The organism is Bradyrhizobium sp. UFLA01-814 (assembly GCF_046718885.1).
GTDB lineage: Bacteria > Pseudomonadota > Alphaproteobacteria > Rhizobiales > Xanthobacteraceae > Bradyrhizobium > Bradyrhizobium elkanii.
Map to the genome: position 1 here is coordinate 1 of NZ_JAQOSR010000187.1, position 15,700 is coordinate 15,700.

General features: G+C 65.9%; 15 protein-coding genes, 1 tRNA gene and 1 riboswitch. Of the genes, 9 read left to right on the top strand and 7 right to left on the bottom strand.

Annotated elements, in window-relative coordinates:
* Positions 1-113: 113 nt before the first annotated feature.
* Positions 114-1,307, bottom strand: coding sequence for an O-succinylhomoserine sulfhydrylase (locus tag PMN64_RS36465; RefSeq protein WP_411784231.1), 1,194 nt, complete (start codon positions 1,305-1,307; stop codon positions 114-116).
* Between the two features lie 76 nt (positions 1,308-1,383).
* Positions 1,384-1,463, bottom strand: a riboswitch (SAM riboswitch).
* Between the two features lie 134 nt (positions 1,464-1,597).
* Here PMN64_RS36465 and PMN64_RS36470 point away from each other — a divergent pair.
* The 3 genes from PMN64_RS36470 to PMN64_RS36480 all read left to right on the top strand — a co-directional run bounded on the left by PMN64_RS36470 (position 1,598) and on the right by PMN64_RS36480 (position 5,638).
* A complete protein-coding gene (locus PMN64_RS36470; RefSeq protein WP_028339061.1) occupies positions 1,598-2,704 on the top strand; it encodes a 2'-deoxycytidine 5'-triphosphate deaminase in 1,107 nt (368 codons plus the stop codon).
* Between the two features lie 312 nt (positions 2,705-3,016).
* Complete coding sequence (locus PMN64_RS36475; RefSeq protein WP_411784232.1) at positions 3,017-4,066, top strand: hypothetical protein; 1,050 nt, start codon at positions 3,017-3,019, stop codon at positions 4,064-4,066.
* A 129-nt stretch (positions 4,067-4,195) separates the two neighbouring features.
* Positions 4,196-5,638, top strand: a complete 1,443-nt coding sequence (locus PMN64_RS36480; RefSeq protein WP_411784233.1) for an MATE family efflux transporter — start codon at positions 4,196-4,198, stop codon at positions 5,636-5,638.
* 288 nt (positions 5,639-5,926) lie between these two features.
* On the opposite strand, the gene PMN64_RS36485 is transcribed toward PMN64_RS36480, so the two are convergent.
* The 4 genes from PMN64_RS36485 to PMN64_RS36500 form a co-directional block, all read right to left on the bottom strand.
* The gene (locus PMN64_RS36485) at positions 5,927-6,343 is read right to left on the bottom strand and encodes an SRPBCC family protein (RefSeq protein WP_411784234.1); all 417 of its coding nucleotides are present in this window, start codon (positions 6,341-6,343) and stop codon (positions 5,927-5,929) included.
* Positions 6,344-6,540: 197 nt separating this feature from the next.
* The gene (locus tag PMN64_RS36490; RefSeq protein ID WP_411784235.1) at positions 6,541-6,900 is read right to left on the bottom strand and encodes a VOC family protein; all 360 of its coding nucleotides are present in this window, start codon (positions 6,898-6,900) and stop codon (positions 6,541-6,543) included.
* Between the two features lie 56 nt (positions 6,901-6,956).
* Positions 6,957-7,796, bottom strand: a complete 840-nt coding sequence (locus PMN64_RS36495; RefSeq protein WP_411784236.1) for a helix-turn-helix transcriptional regulator — start codon at positions 7,794-7,796, stop codon at positions 6,957-6,959.
* Between the two features lie 9 nt (positions 7,797-7,805).
* Positions 7,806-8,384 carry a methylated-DNA--[protein]-cysteine S-methyltransferase gene (locus PMN64_RS36500; protein ID WP_411784237.1) on the bottom strand — a complete coding sequence of 193 codons (579 nt, stop codon included), beginning with the start codon at positions 8,382-8,384 and terminating at the stop codon, positions 7,806-7,808.
* 158 nt (positions 8,385-8,542) lie between these two features.
* Between PMN64_RS36500 and PMN64_RS36505 the strand changes: the two genes are divergently transcribed.
* The 4 genes from PMN64_RS36505 (at position 8,543) to PMN64_RS36520 (ending at position 10,806) form a co-directional block, all read left to right on the top strand.
* Positions 8,543-10,087, top strand: a complete 1,545-nt coding sequence (locus PMN64_RS36505) for a 4-amino-4-deoxy-L-arabinose transferase (RefSeq protein ID WP_411784238.1) — start codon at positions 8,543-8,545, stop codon at positions 10,085-10,087.
* 108 nt (positions 10,088-10,195) lie between these two features.
* Positions 10,196-10,269, top strand: a tRNA-Gly gene (locus PMN64_RS36510).
* Positions 10,270-10,339: 70 nt separating this feature from the next.
* Positions 10,340-10,591, top strand: a complete 252-nt coding sequence (locus PMN64_RS36515) for a DUF3551 domain-containing protein (RefSeq protein ID WP_411784239.1) — start codon at positions 10,340-10,342, stop codon at positions 10,589-10,591.
* Between the two features lie 41 nt (positions 10,592-10,632).
* Positions 10,633-10,806, top strand: a complete 174-nt coding sequence (locus PMN64_RS36520) for a hypothetical protein (RefSeq protein WP_411784240.1) — start codon at positions 10,633-10,635, stop codon at positions 10,804-10,806.
* Positions 10,807-11,161: 355 nt separating this feature from the next.
* Here the strand turns inward: PMN64_RS36520 and PMN64_RS36525 are convergent, their stop codons facing one another.
* Positions 11,162-12,181, bottom strand: coding sequence for an LLM class flavin-dependent oxidoreductase (locus tag PMN64_RS36525; RefSeq protein ID WP_411784241.1), 1,020 nt, complete (start codon positions 12,179-12,181; stop codon positions 11,162-11,164).
* A gap of 247 nt (positions 12,182-12,428) precedes the next feature.
* Between PMN64_RS36525 and PMN64_RS36530 the strand changes: the two genes are divergently transcribed.
* A complete protein-coding gene (locus PMN64_RS36530; RefSeq protein ID WP_304497516.1) occupies positions 12,429-13,595 on the top strand; it encodes an NADH:flavin oxidoreductase/NADH oxidase in 1,167 nt (388 codons plus the stop codon).
* A gap of 36 nt (positions 13,596-13,631) precedes the next feature.
* Positions 13,632-14,561, top strand: coding sequence for a dihydrodipicolinate synthase family protein (locus tag PMN64_RS36535; RefSeq protein WP_304497515.1), 930 nt, complete (start codon positions 13,632-13,634; stop codon positions 14,559-14,561).
* Between the two features lie 6 nt (positions 14,562-14,567).
* Here PMN64_RS36535 and PMN64_RS36540 read toward each other — a convergent pair.
* Positions 14,568-15,700 (bottom strand): cytochrome P450 (locus tag PMN64_RS36540; RefSeq protein ID WP_411784242.1); only part of this gene is annotated, 1,133 nt, incomplete at its 5' end.

Consider the following 15,700-nt stretch of genomic DNA (forward strand, 5'->3'; position numbering starts at 1 on the left):
GCGCGTCTCGAACCACGAGGCCAAGCACTTGCGCGGTCGCCAAGGGGCATATGCGATAGCCCTGCCCGCAAGCGGGAGAGGGGGCGCAGCCCGCTTGGGCTTCTACATTTGCCTCAGACCCGCTCCAGCGCCCGCTCGAAATCCTCGATCAGGTCGTCGGGATGCTCGAGCCCGGCCGAGAAGCGAATAAAACCTTCGCTGATACCGAGTTCGGCGCGGGCCTCCGGCGCCAGCCGCTGATGCGTCGTGGTCGCGGGATGCGTGACCAGGCTCTTGGCATCGCCGAGATTGTTGGAGATGCGCGAGATCTTCAGCGCATTGAGGCAGCGGAAGGCGCCGGCCTTGCCGTCCTTCACCTCGAAGCCGACCAGCGTCGAGCCGGCGCCCATCTGCTTCTTCACCGTCGCGGCCTGCGGATGATCGGGGCGGCCGGGATAGACCAGCCGCGTGATCTTCGGATGCCTGGCCAGCGCCTCGGCGATCTTCGCCGCGTTCTCGGTCTGGGCGCGGACGCGGACGCCGAGCGTCTCCAGCCCCTTCAGCAGCACCCAGGCGTTGAACGGCGACAGCGACGGGCCGGTCTGGCGCATGAAATTATGGATGTGCTCGGCGATGAAGGCTTCCGACGACAGGATGACGCCGCCGAGGCAGCGGCCCTGGCCGTCGATATGCTTGGTCGCGGAATAGACCACGACGTCGGCGCCGAGCGACAGCGGGCTCTGCCAGATCGGCGTCGCGAACACATTGTCGACGATCAGCCGGGCGCCGCCGCTATGCGCGATCTCTGCGATCGCGCCGATGTCGAGCACGTCGAGCGTCGGATTGGTCGGGCTCTCCAGGAAGAAGGTCTTGGTGTTGGGCCGCAATGCGCGCTGCCACTGGTCGAGATCGAGGCCGTCGACCAGCGTCGTCTCGATGCCGTAGCGCGGCAACAGGTCCTGCACCACGTAGAGGCAGGAGCCGAACAGGGCCTTCGAGGCCACCACGTGATCGCCGGCCTTCAGCGGCGCGAGGATCGCGGTGGTCACCGCGGCCATGCCGGTCGCGGTCGAGCGCGCGGCTTCCGCGCCCTCGAGCTCGATCATGCGGCGCTCGAACATCGCGATGGTCGGGTTGGAATAGCGCGAATAGATGAAGCCGGGGTCCTGGCCCTTGAAGCGCGCCTCGCATTGCTCGGCGGTGTCGTAGACGTAGCCCTGGGTGAGAAACAGCCCTTCCGACGTCTCCCCGAATTGCGAGCGCAGCGTGCCGCCATGGACGAGGCGGGTTTCGGGACGAAAGCGGGCCGTGGTTTCAGATTCAGACATGTGACCTCCGAGGTGGCCATTTCCCCTGGAAACTGGCCACAAAAAAACCGGCCTGGAGCAACCTCCACAAGCCGGGATCACACTGTCCCCGGCCTGTTTAGCGACTTATTTAACGTGGCTGCAAGCCGGCCGGCTCAAATCACCACGGGATAAGTGCAGCTGATATTCCCTCGCGCCCTTTCCGTCAAGACGGTCATCGGATAACCCGTAAAAGCCCATATTTTGGGGCTTGATGGCCGCCTGGAGTATGATTTTTGGGCCATCTCGAGGGATCGCCGAGGGACCGCATCGTGTCGTTCACGCTGGAAGATGAATCCAACGGAATCCTGCCCGACCGCATGATCGCGGAGATGGCGGAGGCCGGCCTCATTCTGCCCGCCTACGACTTCGTCGAGAGCCAGATCCAGCCGGCCAGCCTCGATCTGCGCCTTGGCGACATCGCCTACCGGGTCCGCGCCAGCTTCCTGCCGGGACCCGATGCCACCGTCGCCGAGCGGATCGACGAGCTGAAGCTGCACGAGATCGATCTGTCCGACGGCGCGGTGCTGGAGACCAACTGCGTCTACATCGTGCCGCTGCTGGAGAGCCTGGCGCTGCCGCCGGAGATCGTGGCCGCGGCCAACCCGAAGAGCTCGACCGGACGGCTCGACGTCTTCACCCGCGTGATCGCCGACGGCACCCGCCGCTTCGATATGATCGGCGCCGGCTATCACGGCCCGCTCTACGCCGAGATCAGCCCGAAGACCTTTCCCGTGCTGCTGCGCGAGGGTTCGCGGCTCAGCCAGGTCCGCTTCCGGATCGGCGAGGCGACGTTGACCGCCGACGAGCTCGATGCGCTGCACGCCGCCGAGCGGCTGGTCGATATCGACGATGCCGATCTCTCCGATGGCGTTGCGCTTTCCGTCGATCTCTCCGGCGAGAGCTCGGGCGGCTTCGTCGGGTATCGCGCCAAGCGCCACACCGGCGTGGTCGATGTCGATCGCCGCGGCGGCTATGCGGTCGACGATTTCTGGGAGCCGATCAAGGCCCGGCCCGACGGCAGCCTCATTCTCGATCCCGGCGAGTTCTACATCCTGGCTTCGAAAGAGGCGGTGCAGGTGCCGCCGGACTACGCCGCGGAGATGGTGCCGTTCGATCCGCTGGTCGGCGAATTCCGCGTCCACTATGCCGGCTTCTTCGATCCCGGCTTCGGCTATGCCGGCGCCGGCGGCAAGGGCGCGCGCGCGGTGCTGGAGGTGCGCTCGCGCGAGGTGCCGTTCATTCTCGAGCATGGCCAGATCGTCGGCCGCCTCGTCTATGAACGCATGCTCGAGCGTCCCGACGCGCTGTACGGCCAGCGCATCGGCTCGAACTATCAGGCGCAGGGCTTGAAGCTCTCCAAGCATTTTCGCGTCTAATTCCGTTTCGCGCGCGCTTAATTCCGTAACCCGGATTTCGCGTCGTTCTCCGCTGTCATTCCCCGCGAAAGCGGGGAATCCAGCACGCCGCGGCCCCTCCATCGACAACGACTGTCTCTGGGATACTGGATCGCCCGATCAAGTCGGGCGATGACACTGCGCGCGTGTAATTCCGTAGCCCGGATGAAGCGCTAGCGAAATCCGGGAGGCTGCATACGCGCATTGAGCTGCCCCGGATTGCGCTTCGCTGCATCCGGGCTACGATTGCGCGCGCGAGGCTTCATCTCGCCAACAAGAACAGCGGGAGCGGACATGACCGGAGAGCAGGACGCGCGCGAGGCCCAATGGCGGAAGTGGCGCAGCGTCGCCGATCTCTATCATGCCTTCTTCACCGGGCTGATCCTCACCGTGGTCACGCGGCGCGGCACGGCTGATGCAGCGGAATTCGTCTTCCGCGTGTTTCGCCGCCAGCAGCAGGAACGCTTTCTCCCCGGCTTGAAGAAGCTCGGCCTCGACGGCCTGCCGCCGGCGGTCGCGGCCGCGCAGTATCATTATCTTTCCAACTGGATCGGCGGCGTGCATGTCGAATACATGTACGAGACGGACCGCAAGGCCTGGATCCGCTATCCGCCGCCGCGCTGGATCTGGAAGGGCACGGCGATCTGCGGCGTGCCCGGCGAGGTCTCGCGCGCGATGCTGCGCGGCTGGCACGCCAACAATGGCGTCGCGCTCGGGGATTTGCGGCTCGGCTTCGTCTGCACCAAGCAGAGTGTCGACGGCCAGGACGGCCTCGAAGGCTATTACTGCGAGTACGATCATCCGCTCGAGCTCGATCAGCGCCTCGTGTTCGCGCGCAATCTCGAGGCGCCGCTGTTCGATTCCAGAACCGCGCCGGCGCTGCCGGTCGACAGCTGGCCGAAGCCGCGGCTGGAAAAGGCCTATCGCAACTACGCGATGGAATATGTGAAGACAGCCGCGCCGGTCATCGTGCAGGTGTTCGGCCCCGAGGATGCGAGCTATCTGCTGCATCTCACCGGCAAGCTGATCGGCATGCAGTATTATGACGAGGTCGCGCAGGCGCTCGGCGGGAGCCGTGGCCGTGCCACGGAATTTGCCGCATTCCTGCGCACTCTCTTCGAGTCGCAGGACGATGTCGCTGACATCAGCGAATCCGAGGGCCAGTTCGAAATCCGCCAGCACGGCTGGAAGCTGATGGCCGATGTCGCCGACTATCACCCGGCCTGCGCCAGCGTGCTGACGGGTCTGTTCGAAGGGCTGGCCGCCGGCTGCGGGCGGCATATTCCGGTACATCTGAAGCCGAATGGTGCCGCCGGCGCGCCGTTCGTCTGGTCGATCGGCTAGAGCCAAGGTTCATCCGGGTTCACCTGCAATCACGCAGGCCCCCCTTGCGCCCCGCGCACGTGGAATCCGCTGCTGCCATGGTAGGGAAACACCATGGCGCGGCTCCCCAGATCGCGCGTGGGAGTAGAAATGTCCGATCTCGGCCTCGCCGAAATACCTGTCGACGAACAAGAGCGGCCGCTGCCGCCGCCGGTGACCAAGCCGGCGCGCAATGCGCTGCTCGACGGGCCGATCCTGCGCACGCTGTTGTGGCTCGCCTGGCCGAACGTGATCGCGCTCTCCGCCGGCACCTGCGTCGTCATCGCGGAGACTTCGTATATCGGCCGGCTCGGCGTCGAGTCGCTTGCGGCGATGGCGCTGGTGTTTCCCTGCGTGATCCTCACCATGACGATGTCCGGCGGCGCGATGGGCGGCGGCGTCGCATCCGCGATCGCGCGTGCGCTCGGTGCCGGCGAGATCGAGCGCGCCTCGACGCTCGCGATGCATGCGCTGCTGATCGGCCTGACCTTTGGTTTGACATTCATGCTGGGCATGCTGATCTTCGGTCCGCGCCTGCTCGAATTGCTCGGCGGCCGCGGCAATGTGCTGGCGCAGGCCATCGCCTATTCGCAGGTGTTCTTCGGCGGCGCGATCCTGCCCTGGCTGATGAACACCATGGCCGGCATCCTGCGCGGCACCGGCAACATGAAGCTGCCGTCGACCATGATCCTGTCGTCGGCGGTGTGGCAGATCATTCTCGGCGGCACGCTCGGGCTCGGGCTCGGCCCGGTGCCGCAATTCGGCATGCGTGGCGTCGCCGCGGGTTCGCTGATCGCCTATTCGATCAGCATCAGCGTGATGAGCTGGTATTTGTTCTCGGGCCGCGCGCGCGTGAAGCCGAAGCTCAAGGGGCTGCGCGTGCAATGGGCGATGTTCATCGACATCCTCAAGGTCGGCGCAGTGTCCTGCTTCTCGCCGCTGCAATCGGTTCTGACGATCTCGATCTTCACCCACATGCTGGCGCAGTTCGGCACTGCGGTGCTCGCCGGCTACGGCATCGGCGCGCGGCTCGAATTCATGCTGACCTCGGTCGCCTTCGCGGTCGGCATCGCCTCGGTGCCGATGATCGGCATGGCGGTCGGCGCCGAGCGCGTCGCGCGGGCCCGACGCATCGCCTGGACCGCGGGCACGGTGTCGTTCCTTGCGGTCGGCGTGGTCGGCAGCTTCATCGCCGTCTTCCCCGACCTCTGGGTCAATCTGTTCACCAATGATCCGCACGTGCGGTCGACCAGCCATCAATATCTCTCGACCGCCGCGCCGATGTACGCGTTCATCGGCCTTGCGATGTCGATGTATTTCTCCTCGCAAGGCGCGGCGAAGGTGCTGGGTCCGGTGCTGGCGCAGACGGCGCGGCTGATCTTCATCGGCGCCGGCGGCTGGTGGCTGTCGACGCATGAGGCAAGCGCGCAAAACTTCTTCGCACTCGCCGCCGCCTCGATGGGGGTGCTCGGCGTGCTGTCCTGCCTCAGCGTGATCCTGACGCGCTGGGGCAAATCCGCGCCGGTCGCCGAGGCGCAGCCGGCGCTGTCTTGAGCCGCTGAAAGTACCGTCTCGGCTCTCACACCGTCGTCCTGAGAGAATGTGCATGTATTCAGCGTCGTCCTGGCGAAAGCCAGGACCCATTACCCCAACCGCTTGTTGTTGTGCGACGCTGGGGCCAATATCGCACCCTCAATCGAATTCGGTGGTTATGGGTCCTGGCTTTCGCCAGGACGACGGCGTGCGGAGGCCGCTCGCTACAATTCTCACACCGTCATCCCCGCGCAAAGGCGACCTTTGCGCGGGGGCGTCGGTGATAAAGTTTCCCGGCCGCCAGCCCTGCTACGCCGCGCTCTTCTCCCTGGCCGACTTGGCCATCGCCGCTTGCATCGCCGCCGCGCCGAGGTCCATCTGCGAGTCCATGTAGGGCGCGACCTCGTGCGGCAGCACGTCGGCGATCCACACCACGCGGCAGCGCGTGTCGCCCTCGGCGAACACCTGCACCGAGGCGGAATGCTGCTTCAACCGTTCGCTGGTGATCGCATAGACCAGCCGCTTTCGGTTGTCGTCGCAATCGACCAGCGTCTCGCGCGCCACGGTGCCGTTGGCGAAAGTGACGGTGCGGACGTCGCCGTCGAGTTGCGTGTCGGTCACGAAGCCCGGCACCAGCCGCGTATGCAGCGCGCCGAAATCGCGCAGCGCGTCCCAGACATGATCAGCGGGCGCGTCGATCGGGATATCCTTGTGAATGGAAGCCATGATTGTAGCCTTTCGGGTGGTTGTTATCCCCGCGCAAAGGCTTCGCCTTTGTCGCTGGAGGTGCGAGCTGCGCGATGCCTCGACATCGCGTTCCTGAGCGAGCCTCGAAGGATGACCGGATCTCGCTCGGGGCCATCCTTCGAGACGCCGCGCGTTGCGCGGCTCCTCAGGATGATGTTGGAATGCGCGGCTTTTTGTCAGGTGGCCACCGCCTCGACATTGTTGCCGTCGGGGTCGAGCAGGAACGCCGCGTAATAGGTCGGGCTGTAGTCCTTGCGATGGCCCGCCGCGCCGTTGTCCTTGCCGCCGGCTTTCAGGCCTGCGGTGTGGAATGTCTTGATCGCGTCGTGGCTCGGCGCGCGGAACGCAACATGCGTTCCGCCTTGGGCCTTGCCCTTGTGCAAATGCAGCCAGAGCGCGGGCTCGCCCTTCGGGCCGAAGCCGGCACCGCTGTCGTCGCGCGAGCAGAGCACGAAGCCGAGCGGCGCCAGCACCGCGGTGTAGAAGCGCACGCTGGCGTCGAGGTCGGCAACGCGCAATCCGATATGGTCGTACATAAGGAAATCTCCAGTCGTTGGGCGCATCGAAAGACGCGCGGACTGGAGCAGCCTAGCTATTGCAGCGCGAGACGTTCTTGGAAAATCTTGCGGTCGCCGCGCGAGGCCTGGCGGAACTTCAGCGGCGGGGCGCCGGCGGCGCGGTGGAAGCTGCGCACGAAATTGGACAGGTCGCCGAAGCCGACGTCATAGGCGATATCGGTGATCGGGCTGTCGTCGTCGGCGAGCCGCCGTGCCGCATGGCGCAGCCGCGAGCGCACGAGATATTGATGCGGGGTGACGCCGAGCACGGCGGAAAACAGCCGCAGGAAATGGAAGGTGCTCAAGCCGGCCTGTTCCGCGGTATCGTCGAGGTCGATCTGATGATGTGAATTGGCGTCGATCCACAGCGCGGCCTCGACGGCGCGGCGGCGATCGCGCAAGCCTGCGGTGAGGGGCTTCGTCTCGCGGTCGGACACCAGCTCGACAAGGCGGCTGGTGAGGAGGTGACCGATCTCGTCGAGACCGACGTCGCTGTTGCCATTTGCCGCCGTTTGCGCGAGTTCGCCGATCACCATCAGTTCCGGCAGCGGCGGCACCGACCCGACCTGCCAGACCGCCGCGCGGTCGCCGATGGTCTCGACCAGCACCGGGTCGAGGAAGAACGACAGGCATTCGTCGCCGACCACGTGGTCGTGCGTGCAGGTGTATTCATCGCCGGGATGGCCGACCAGGATCGAGCCTGCCACCAGCTCATGGAAGCGGCCGCGGCAATGGCAGCCGAAGCTGCCGCTGCGCACATAGGACACCGAGTGGGAGGCGAACTGCTCGGCGAACGGCTTGTCGCCGGGTTCCGCCGTGCAGCGGAACTCGTTCACCGTGATGCGATCGCGCTGCAGCAGCCTGGTTCGGACCATACCTGGGATTTAAGCTTGCGGCCGGAGTCGTGCAACGGGCAGCAGCACATCAAAAAGGGTCTTGCTGGTGGTCGGCTGGGCGCCCTCGATCGAGAGCAGCCGCCGCTTCGAGATGCTGCCGCCGTTCGGCGAGATCCGGTCGGCATAATTGCCCGCCTCGAGCACGCGGTGGCAGGGCACCATGACCATGAAGGGATTGCGGCCGAGCGCCTGTGCCACCGAATAGACCGCGCCGGACGCGCGCAAGGCGCTCGCCACCTCGTCATAGGTCCGGGTTTCGCCGCGGGGAATGGTGCGGACAAACTGGTAGACGCGCGCGTTGAAGGCCGGGATGCCGCTCATGTCGAGCGCAATGCCGGCAAGGTCCCCATTGCCGCCGCGCAAGGTCGCGGCGATGCCCTCGATCGCGACAGCGACCTCCTCGGGAGGGCGCATCTCGCGCGCATCCGGATAAAGCTTGAATAGCCGCTTGCGGGTCTCGATCTCGCGCAGCTCGGGAAGCTGCACGCCGGCCACGCCGAGCTCACCCCACGCGATACCGCATCGGCCGATCACCGTGTCGAAAATGGTGTACCCACGCCCCGCCATGACGCCGCCAACCCCCATGCGCGCGATCTTAACATCGTCGCCGGCGTGCGCATCTTGTATCTTGACGTTTAGCTAACCATGTCGCGGCCCGTTCTGCGTGACCCCGCCAATTACCAGTCACGCATCTTAAAGGCTTTGCCCGCTATCTGGTCACTAGCATGCTCCACGGTACGATCGACGGAACGATGACCAACACCGGCGCGGATATCGCGCGCGGCGACACCGCCGTGGCCGGGACATCGACCGGGCGTCGTCATCCGCTGTTCGCATTGCTGTTGCTGGCGTTGGTCCTGCGCCTTGCGGCCGCGCTCTGGCCCAACGTGATGTATCCGGACGAGATCTTTCAATATCTCGAGCCGGCGTGGCGGATGCTCGGCCATGACGGCATCTTGACGTGGGAGTGGCGCGAAGGCATTCGCGGCTGGTTCCTGCCGACATTGCTGGCCGGGCCGGTCGCGGTGGGCGGCTTGATTGCGCCGGGCGGTGAGGGCGCTTTCCTGGTGCCGCGTCTGGTCGCCGCAACAGCGTCGCTGTCGATCGTGGTCAGCGCCTGGTACTTCGGTGCACGCATCTCGCGAACCCATGCCATCGTCGCGGCGTTCGCGGCTGCGGTCTGGTTCGAGTTGATCCTGCTCGCGCCGCACACATTGGGCGAGCCGCTGGCGACGGCGCTGATCGTGCCGGCGGCGCTGCTGGTGACCGGTCGTCCGTCGCAGCGGCATCTCGCGATCGGCGGCGCGTTGCTCGCTTTCGCCTTTGTCTGCCGCTTTCAGTACGCGCCGGCCATCGCCGTGCTTGCGCTCGGCGCCTGCTGGATGCGTTGGCGAAACCTGATTCCGCTGATCGCGGGCGGTCTCGCCGCGCTGGTGCTCACCGCCGCGATCGACCTTGCGCATGGCGCCGTGCCGTTCGCCTGGCTGATCGGCAACATCAAGGAAAACCTGCTGCACGATCGCGCGACCGAGTTCGGCGTGACGCCGGCTTCGGCCTATCTCGTCAACTTCCTGATCGTGTGGTCGGCGGCGATCGTATTGCCGCTCGCTGCGATCTGGCGCGGCGCGCGCCATGCGCCGCTGCTGCTGGCCGTGGCGTTGGTCAACCTCGTCTTCCACAGCCTGATCGCGCACAAGGAATACCGCTTCGTCTTCCTGTCGGTGGTGCTGTTCATCATCGTCGCGGCGCTGGGATCGGCCGATTGGGTGCAGTGGCTGCGCGCAAAACCCGGATGGCGCCGCTGGGCATTGCCGATCGTCACCGCCGGCTGGGCCTTGCTCTCGGTGACGCTCGCCGGCGCCAGCGAGGGGATGCGCGACTACTGGACGCGCGGTGTCGGCGCGGCGCGGCTTGCCGCCGAACTGCGCAGCGATCCGCAGATGTGCGGCCTCGCACTTTACAATGTCCGTTTCCAGCTGTTGCCAGGGCGGGAACGATTGGTCGGTCCAGTGCCGCTCTATGCGCTTGAGCCCGCTGATCCGCTCGCCGAACTCATCCTGCCGCCGCTGTTGCAGGCGACCAGGCCGGCCTTCAACCGCATCCTCGCGCGGCCCGCGGCTGCCGGTGATCTGCCGGCAGATTATTCAAGGCAAAGCTGTGCCCGCGTCGGCATCGCCGATGCCTGCATCTATGCACGAAGCGGCAGCTGCGACGCATCCGCCGCCGTGACCTTTGTCATCAATGACGTGCTCGTGAGGATGGGCCATTAGCGGGGCGGTGCGGCGATCGGCTCCAATGCGCGCTTGATCCGCTGCCTCCGCCCGGGCTATGGTCCGGCCGGTCGCACCGGGTAGGGGCGACCTCAAGCAATTGAGATCGCGGGCGTAGTTCAATGGTAGAACGGCAGCTTCCCAAGCTGCATACGAGGGTTCGATTCCCTTCGCCCGCTCCAGCCTTCAGGCGAATGTCGCAGGACAGTTTGTCGGCAAGGCAATGTATTTGACGGCGGCAGGAGACGTGACGTGAGGTTGCTTGGAGCGCTGCTGCTTGCGCTGGGCGTGCTTGGGATGACGAGGCCGGCATCCGCGCAAATGTATGATCCGCGCTATCCCGTCTGCATGCATGTTTACGGTGAGTTGGTCGGCGAACGCATGGACTGCATCTTCACGTCGCTGGATCAGTGCCAGGCCAGCGCTGTGGGCATGCCGGCGACCTGTCTGGTGAACCCCTATTATGCGCCGAGGTCGGCGCGTCCTTACCGGCCTGAACGATGACCTTTCCGCTCGTATTGGCGAGCGTCATTTGAGATCAGTGCATGGCATGGTGGTACTTCGCGCTCTTTGCGATCGTTCTGGTCGGATGTTGTGCATTGGTGGTCCGCGCCCGTCGCGGCAGCAATGAAAGAGAAGACGAGGAGCTGAATCGGCGGATCGACGAGCGCGTCGATCGGCTCGATCTCCCCCGGCGCAATCGCGACAGGGATTCCTGACCCAGGCGATCCGCAGACGGCCTTCGCTATTATCCCGGGATATTACGGCGATCTGTTCACGCAACGTGCGCGCCTAACGAACCGTACTCGACCTGTTCTTCTCACAACGCGCAGTTATGTTTCCGTAGTTCTCCGCGTTTGAGAACGAAGTTCCACCGGAACGATGTCGCGGGTTCCGGCATTGGTCGAACAGAGCCGACCGACCTCCGGCGAGAACGGTCGGTTCAAGCCCGCGCCGGGCCGTTCCCTCTCAACAGCCCCCCTAGAAGACGGTCGGCGCGGGTCCTTATCCCGGTTCTGCCCGATGTGACGAGCGTGCGCGCCGGCCGAGTATCGCTGACGTTGCGCGATGGATTCAGCGCCAGCCCAAAGCGGGCGCGATCTGGGTCAGGATCGTCTCGATCACATGCGTGTTGTAGGCGACGCCGAGCTGATTGGGGACGGTCAGAAGCAAGGTATCGGCCTCCGCGATCGCCTCATCGGTCTTGAGCTGCTCGATCAGCCTGTCCGGCTCGGCTGCGTAGCCGCGGCCGAAGATCGCGCGCGTCCTCTCGTCGATGAAGCCGATCTGGTCGTCCTCCTGCCCGTCGCCGAAATAGGCGCGGTCGCGATCGTCGACCAGCGCGAAGATGCTGCGGCTCGCCGAGACCCGCGGCTCGCGCATGTGCCCGGCCTCTTTCCACGCGGCGCGATAGGCCCGGATCTGGGCGGCCTGCTGGATATGGAAAGCCTCTCCGGTCTCGTCGTTCTTCAGTGTCGAGCTCTGCAGGTTCATCCCGAGCTTCGCCGCCCACACCGCGGTGGCGTTCGAGCCGGCGCCCCACCAGATGCGCTCGCGCAGGCCTTCCGAGAGTGGTTCGAGCCGCAGCAGGCCGGGAGGATTGGGAAACATCGGCCGTGGATTGGGCTGCGCAAATCCCTGGCCGCGCAGCATGTCGAGGAATATCTCGGCATGACGCCGGCCCATGTCGGCGTCGGTTTCGCCCTCGCCCGGCTGATAGCCGAAATAGCGCCAGCCATCGATCACCTGCTCGGGCGAGCCGCGGCTGATGCCGAGTTGCAGGCGTCCCCCGGCGATCAGATCGGCCGCGCCGGCGTCCTCGATCATGTAGAGCGGGTTTTCGTAGCGCATGTCGATCACGGCGGTGCCGATTTCGATCCTGCTGGTCCTGGCGCCGACCGCCGCCAGCAGCGGGAACGGCGAGGCCAGCTGGCGCGCGAAGTGATGGACGCGAAAATACGCGCCGTCCGCGCCGAGCTCTTCGGCCGCGACCGCAAGGTCGATGGATTGCAGCAGCACATCCGCGGCTGAGCGGGCCTGCGACTGCGGCGAGGGCGTCCAGTGCCCGAACGAGAGGAATCCGATTTTCTTCATGCCGGCAATGTAGGGATGTCCGCGACCAATTGCGATCCGCGATGTGACCCGGGGAAGACCCAAAGTGTTTACCAGCCGGGAGATTTTTCTGCGGCAGATGTTGCGGGTTTTGCAGATCGTGCCGTTGCGCAAGTGCTGCATGCGCGCAGGTCTGGCCGCCTGCGCCGCGGCATGACTTGCGATCCCGGGGCGCGCCGCCTAGCTTTCCGCCACGATTTCTCCCGCCAACACCTTCCCGCAGGTCCCGATGTCGCAGCCGCTTCTGTTTCAGCCGATCACGCTTCGCGGCGTGACCTCCCGAAACCGCATCCTGATCTCGCCGATGTGCCAGTATTCGGCAACCGACGGCTTGGCCAATGACTGGCATCTCGTGCATCTCGGCAAGTTCGCCCAGGGCGGCGCCGGGCTCGTGATGGTCGAGGCCGCAGCGGTGACCGCGGAGGGCCGCATCACCCATGGCGATGTCGGCATCTGGAGCGACGAGCAGATCGCGCCGCTCGAGCGTATCGCCGCCTTCCTCAAGGACAATGGCGCAGTGCCCTCGATCCAGCTCGCGCATGCCGGCCGCAAGGCCAGCATGCAGCGTCCCTGGTACGGCAATGCCGCTCTCGACGAGGCCGACCGCGCCCGCGGCGATCTGCCGTGGCGGACGGTGGCGCCGAGCGCGATCCCGATGGAAGAAGGCTGGTTGATGCCGCACGCGCTCGACGTCGCCGAACTCGCCGCGCTGCGCGAGCAATGGCGGCGCGCCACCTTGCGCGCGGTGGAGGCCGGCTTCGAATTTGTCGAGGTGCATTGCGCGCATGGCTATCTGCTGCACGAATTCCTCTCGCCATTGTCGAACCGCCGCACCGATGCCTATGGCGGCGATCGCGCCGGGCGGATGCGTTATCCGCTCGAGATCATCGAGACCGTGCGCGCGGCCTGGCCGGCGGAGCGGCCGCTGTCGGTGCGGATTTCCTCTGTCGACGGTATCGACGGCGGCCTGACGCTCGAAGACCAGGTCGCGTTCGCCCGCGAAGCCAGGGCGCGCGGTGTCGATTTGATCGATTGCTCGTCGGGCGGCCTGCTCGGCTCGGCGACCGCGGCGCGGATTCCGCGCGGCTACGGCTTTCAGGTGCCCTATGCCGATGAGATCCGCCGCGCCGCCGACATTGCGACCATCGCGGTCGGCCTCATCCTGCATCCGCAGCAGGCCGAAGACGTCCTGGCCAAAGGCCATGCCGACCTGGTCGCGATCGGCCGCGAGGCGCTGTTCGATCCGAACTGGCCGCTGCATGCCGAGCTTGCGCTCGGCGGTGGAGGCGGCGAGGTGTTCGCGTCCTGGCCGAAGCAGTATGGTTGGTGGCTGGAGCGGCGCGAGCCCGGCCTGCGCAGGCTCGATGGCCCGCCGCTGCCGTTCCGCCAGAGCTGACAAGAAAATCCGACAGGAACCTGGGAGGTCGTTATCATGACGTCAGTCGCAAAGCGCCCCTATCGCGGCGTCTTCCCCGTGGCGCCGACCATCTTCGACGCCAGCGGCAATCTCGACCTCGAGGGGCAGCGGCGCTGCGTCGACTTCATGATCGACGCCGGCTCCCACGGCATCTGCATCCTCGCCAATTTCTCCGAGCAGTTCGTGCTGACCGACGCCGAGCGCGAGACCGTGATGCATGCGGTGCTCGAGCACGTCGCGGGCCGCATTCCCGTCATCGTCACCACGACGCATTTCTCCTCGGCGGTCTGCGCTGAGCGCAGCCGTCAGGCGGAGGCCGCCGGGGCCGCGATGGTGATGGTGATGCCGCCCTATCACGGCGCGACCTTCCGCGTCGGCGAGCCGGGCATCTATGAGTTTTATCGGATCGTGTCGGATGCCATCAACATCCCGATCATGATCCAGGACGCGCCGGTCGCGGGCACGCCGCTTTCGGTGGACTTCCTGGCACGGATGGCGAAGGAGCTCGCCAATATCAGGTACTTCAAGATCGAGGTGCCGATGGCGGCGAACAAGCTTCGCGGCCTGATCGAGAAGGGCGGCGCCGAGATCGAGGGGCCGTGGGACGGCGAGGAGGCGATCACGCTGATGGCCGATCTCGATGCCGGCGCCACCGGTGCGATGACCGGCGGCGGCTATCCCGACGGCATCCGCCAGATCATGGATCCGTTCCTTGCCGGCCGGCGCGACGAGGCGGTGCGGGCCTATGCGCGCTGGCTGCCGCTAATCAATTACGAGAACCGCCAATGCGGGCTGCAGGCCTGCAAGGTGCTGATGCGCGAAGGCGGCGTCATCAAGTCCGATGCGGTGCGCCACCCGCTGCAACCGCTGCATCCCGCGACCCGCGCGGGGCTGATCGAGATCGCGCGGTCGCTCGATCCGGTCGTGCTGCGCTGGGGACGCTAACGGCGATTACGCGTCCCACGTCACCGGCAAATCCAGCAGGCCGCGGAACGCCCAGCCGCCGATCCGCGCCGGCTGGTGCTCGATCAGGTGCAGATTCTTCAGCCGGTTGAAGATCGCGGGCAGCGCGACGTCGGCGACCATGGCGCGCGAGGCCCAGGCGCCGGCGCAGAAATGCGGACCGGCACCGAACGCGATGCTCTTGCTGGCGTCGCGGCGCACATCGAACGCGTCGGGCTTGTCGAAGTGTTTCTCATCGCGGTTCGCCGAGCCGAACATCAGGAACACGCGCTCATTGGTCTCGAATGCGACGTCCCTGATCGTCCAGGGCTTTGCGATCCGCCGCGGCGACATCCCGATCGGCGAGATCCAGCGCGCATATTCCTCGAACACCTGCAGCCACGGGATCGTGCCGCTCGTCGCCAGCGCCAGCTGGTCGGGATGGGTCAGCAGCGCCCACACCGTGCCGGCGATCGCATCGCGCGGCTCGTTCTGGCCGCCCGAGATCGCAAGCTTGATATTGGCGCGCACGCTCTCCATCGGCATGTCGGTCTGCAGCATCACGCCGAGCAGGCTGAGGTCGGGCGTCTTGCGCAGCCCAGGGACCATGTCGTCGATCGCGGCATCGATCCCGGAGGTCGCCGCATGGCAGCGCGCCTCGATCGCGGGATCGCCGACATAATTGGCGATGCCGTCGATCATGCCCTGCGACCACGCGTTCATGTCCTGGAAGCGCATGTTGGTGAGGCCGGTGATCGACTTCAGGCATTCGGCCGAGAACGGCAGCGCGAAGGCCTGCACGAAATCGACCGCGCCGTCCGGCTTCAGTTCGTCGAGGATGCGCGTCGCGTGTGCTGCGAACTGCGCGGTCCAGTGCGATCGGACGGTTTTGGGCGAGATCGCCGGAAAGATCGCCTTGCGCTCGTTCATGTGCGCATCGCCGTCCTTGCGCATCATGTTGTGGCCCATCAGTTTGTTCATCAGCCCCTCGGGCTGGTGCGACGAGAACACGTCGATCTGCTTCTCCGAGATGAAGATGTCGTCGCGGTTGCACAGCAGCGTGCTGCCGAGCTGCGGCACGAAGGCGATCGGCGCCTCCTTGCGCATGCGCGCCAGCGCCGGATAGGGGTCCTGCCAGAAGG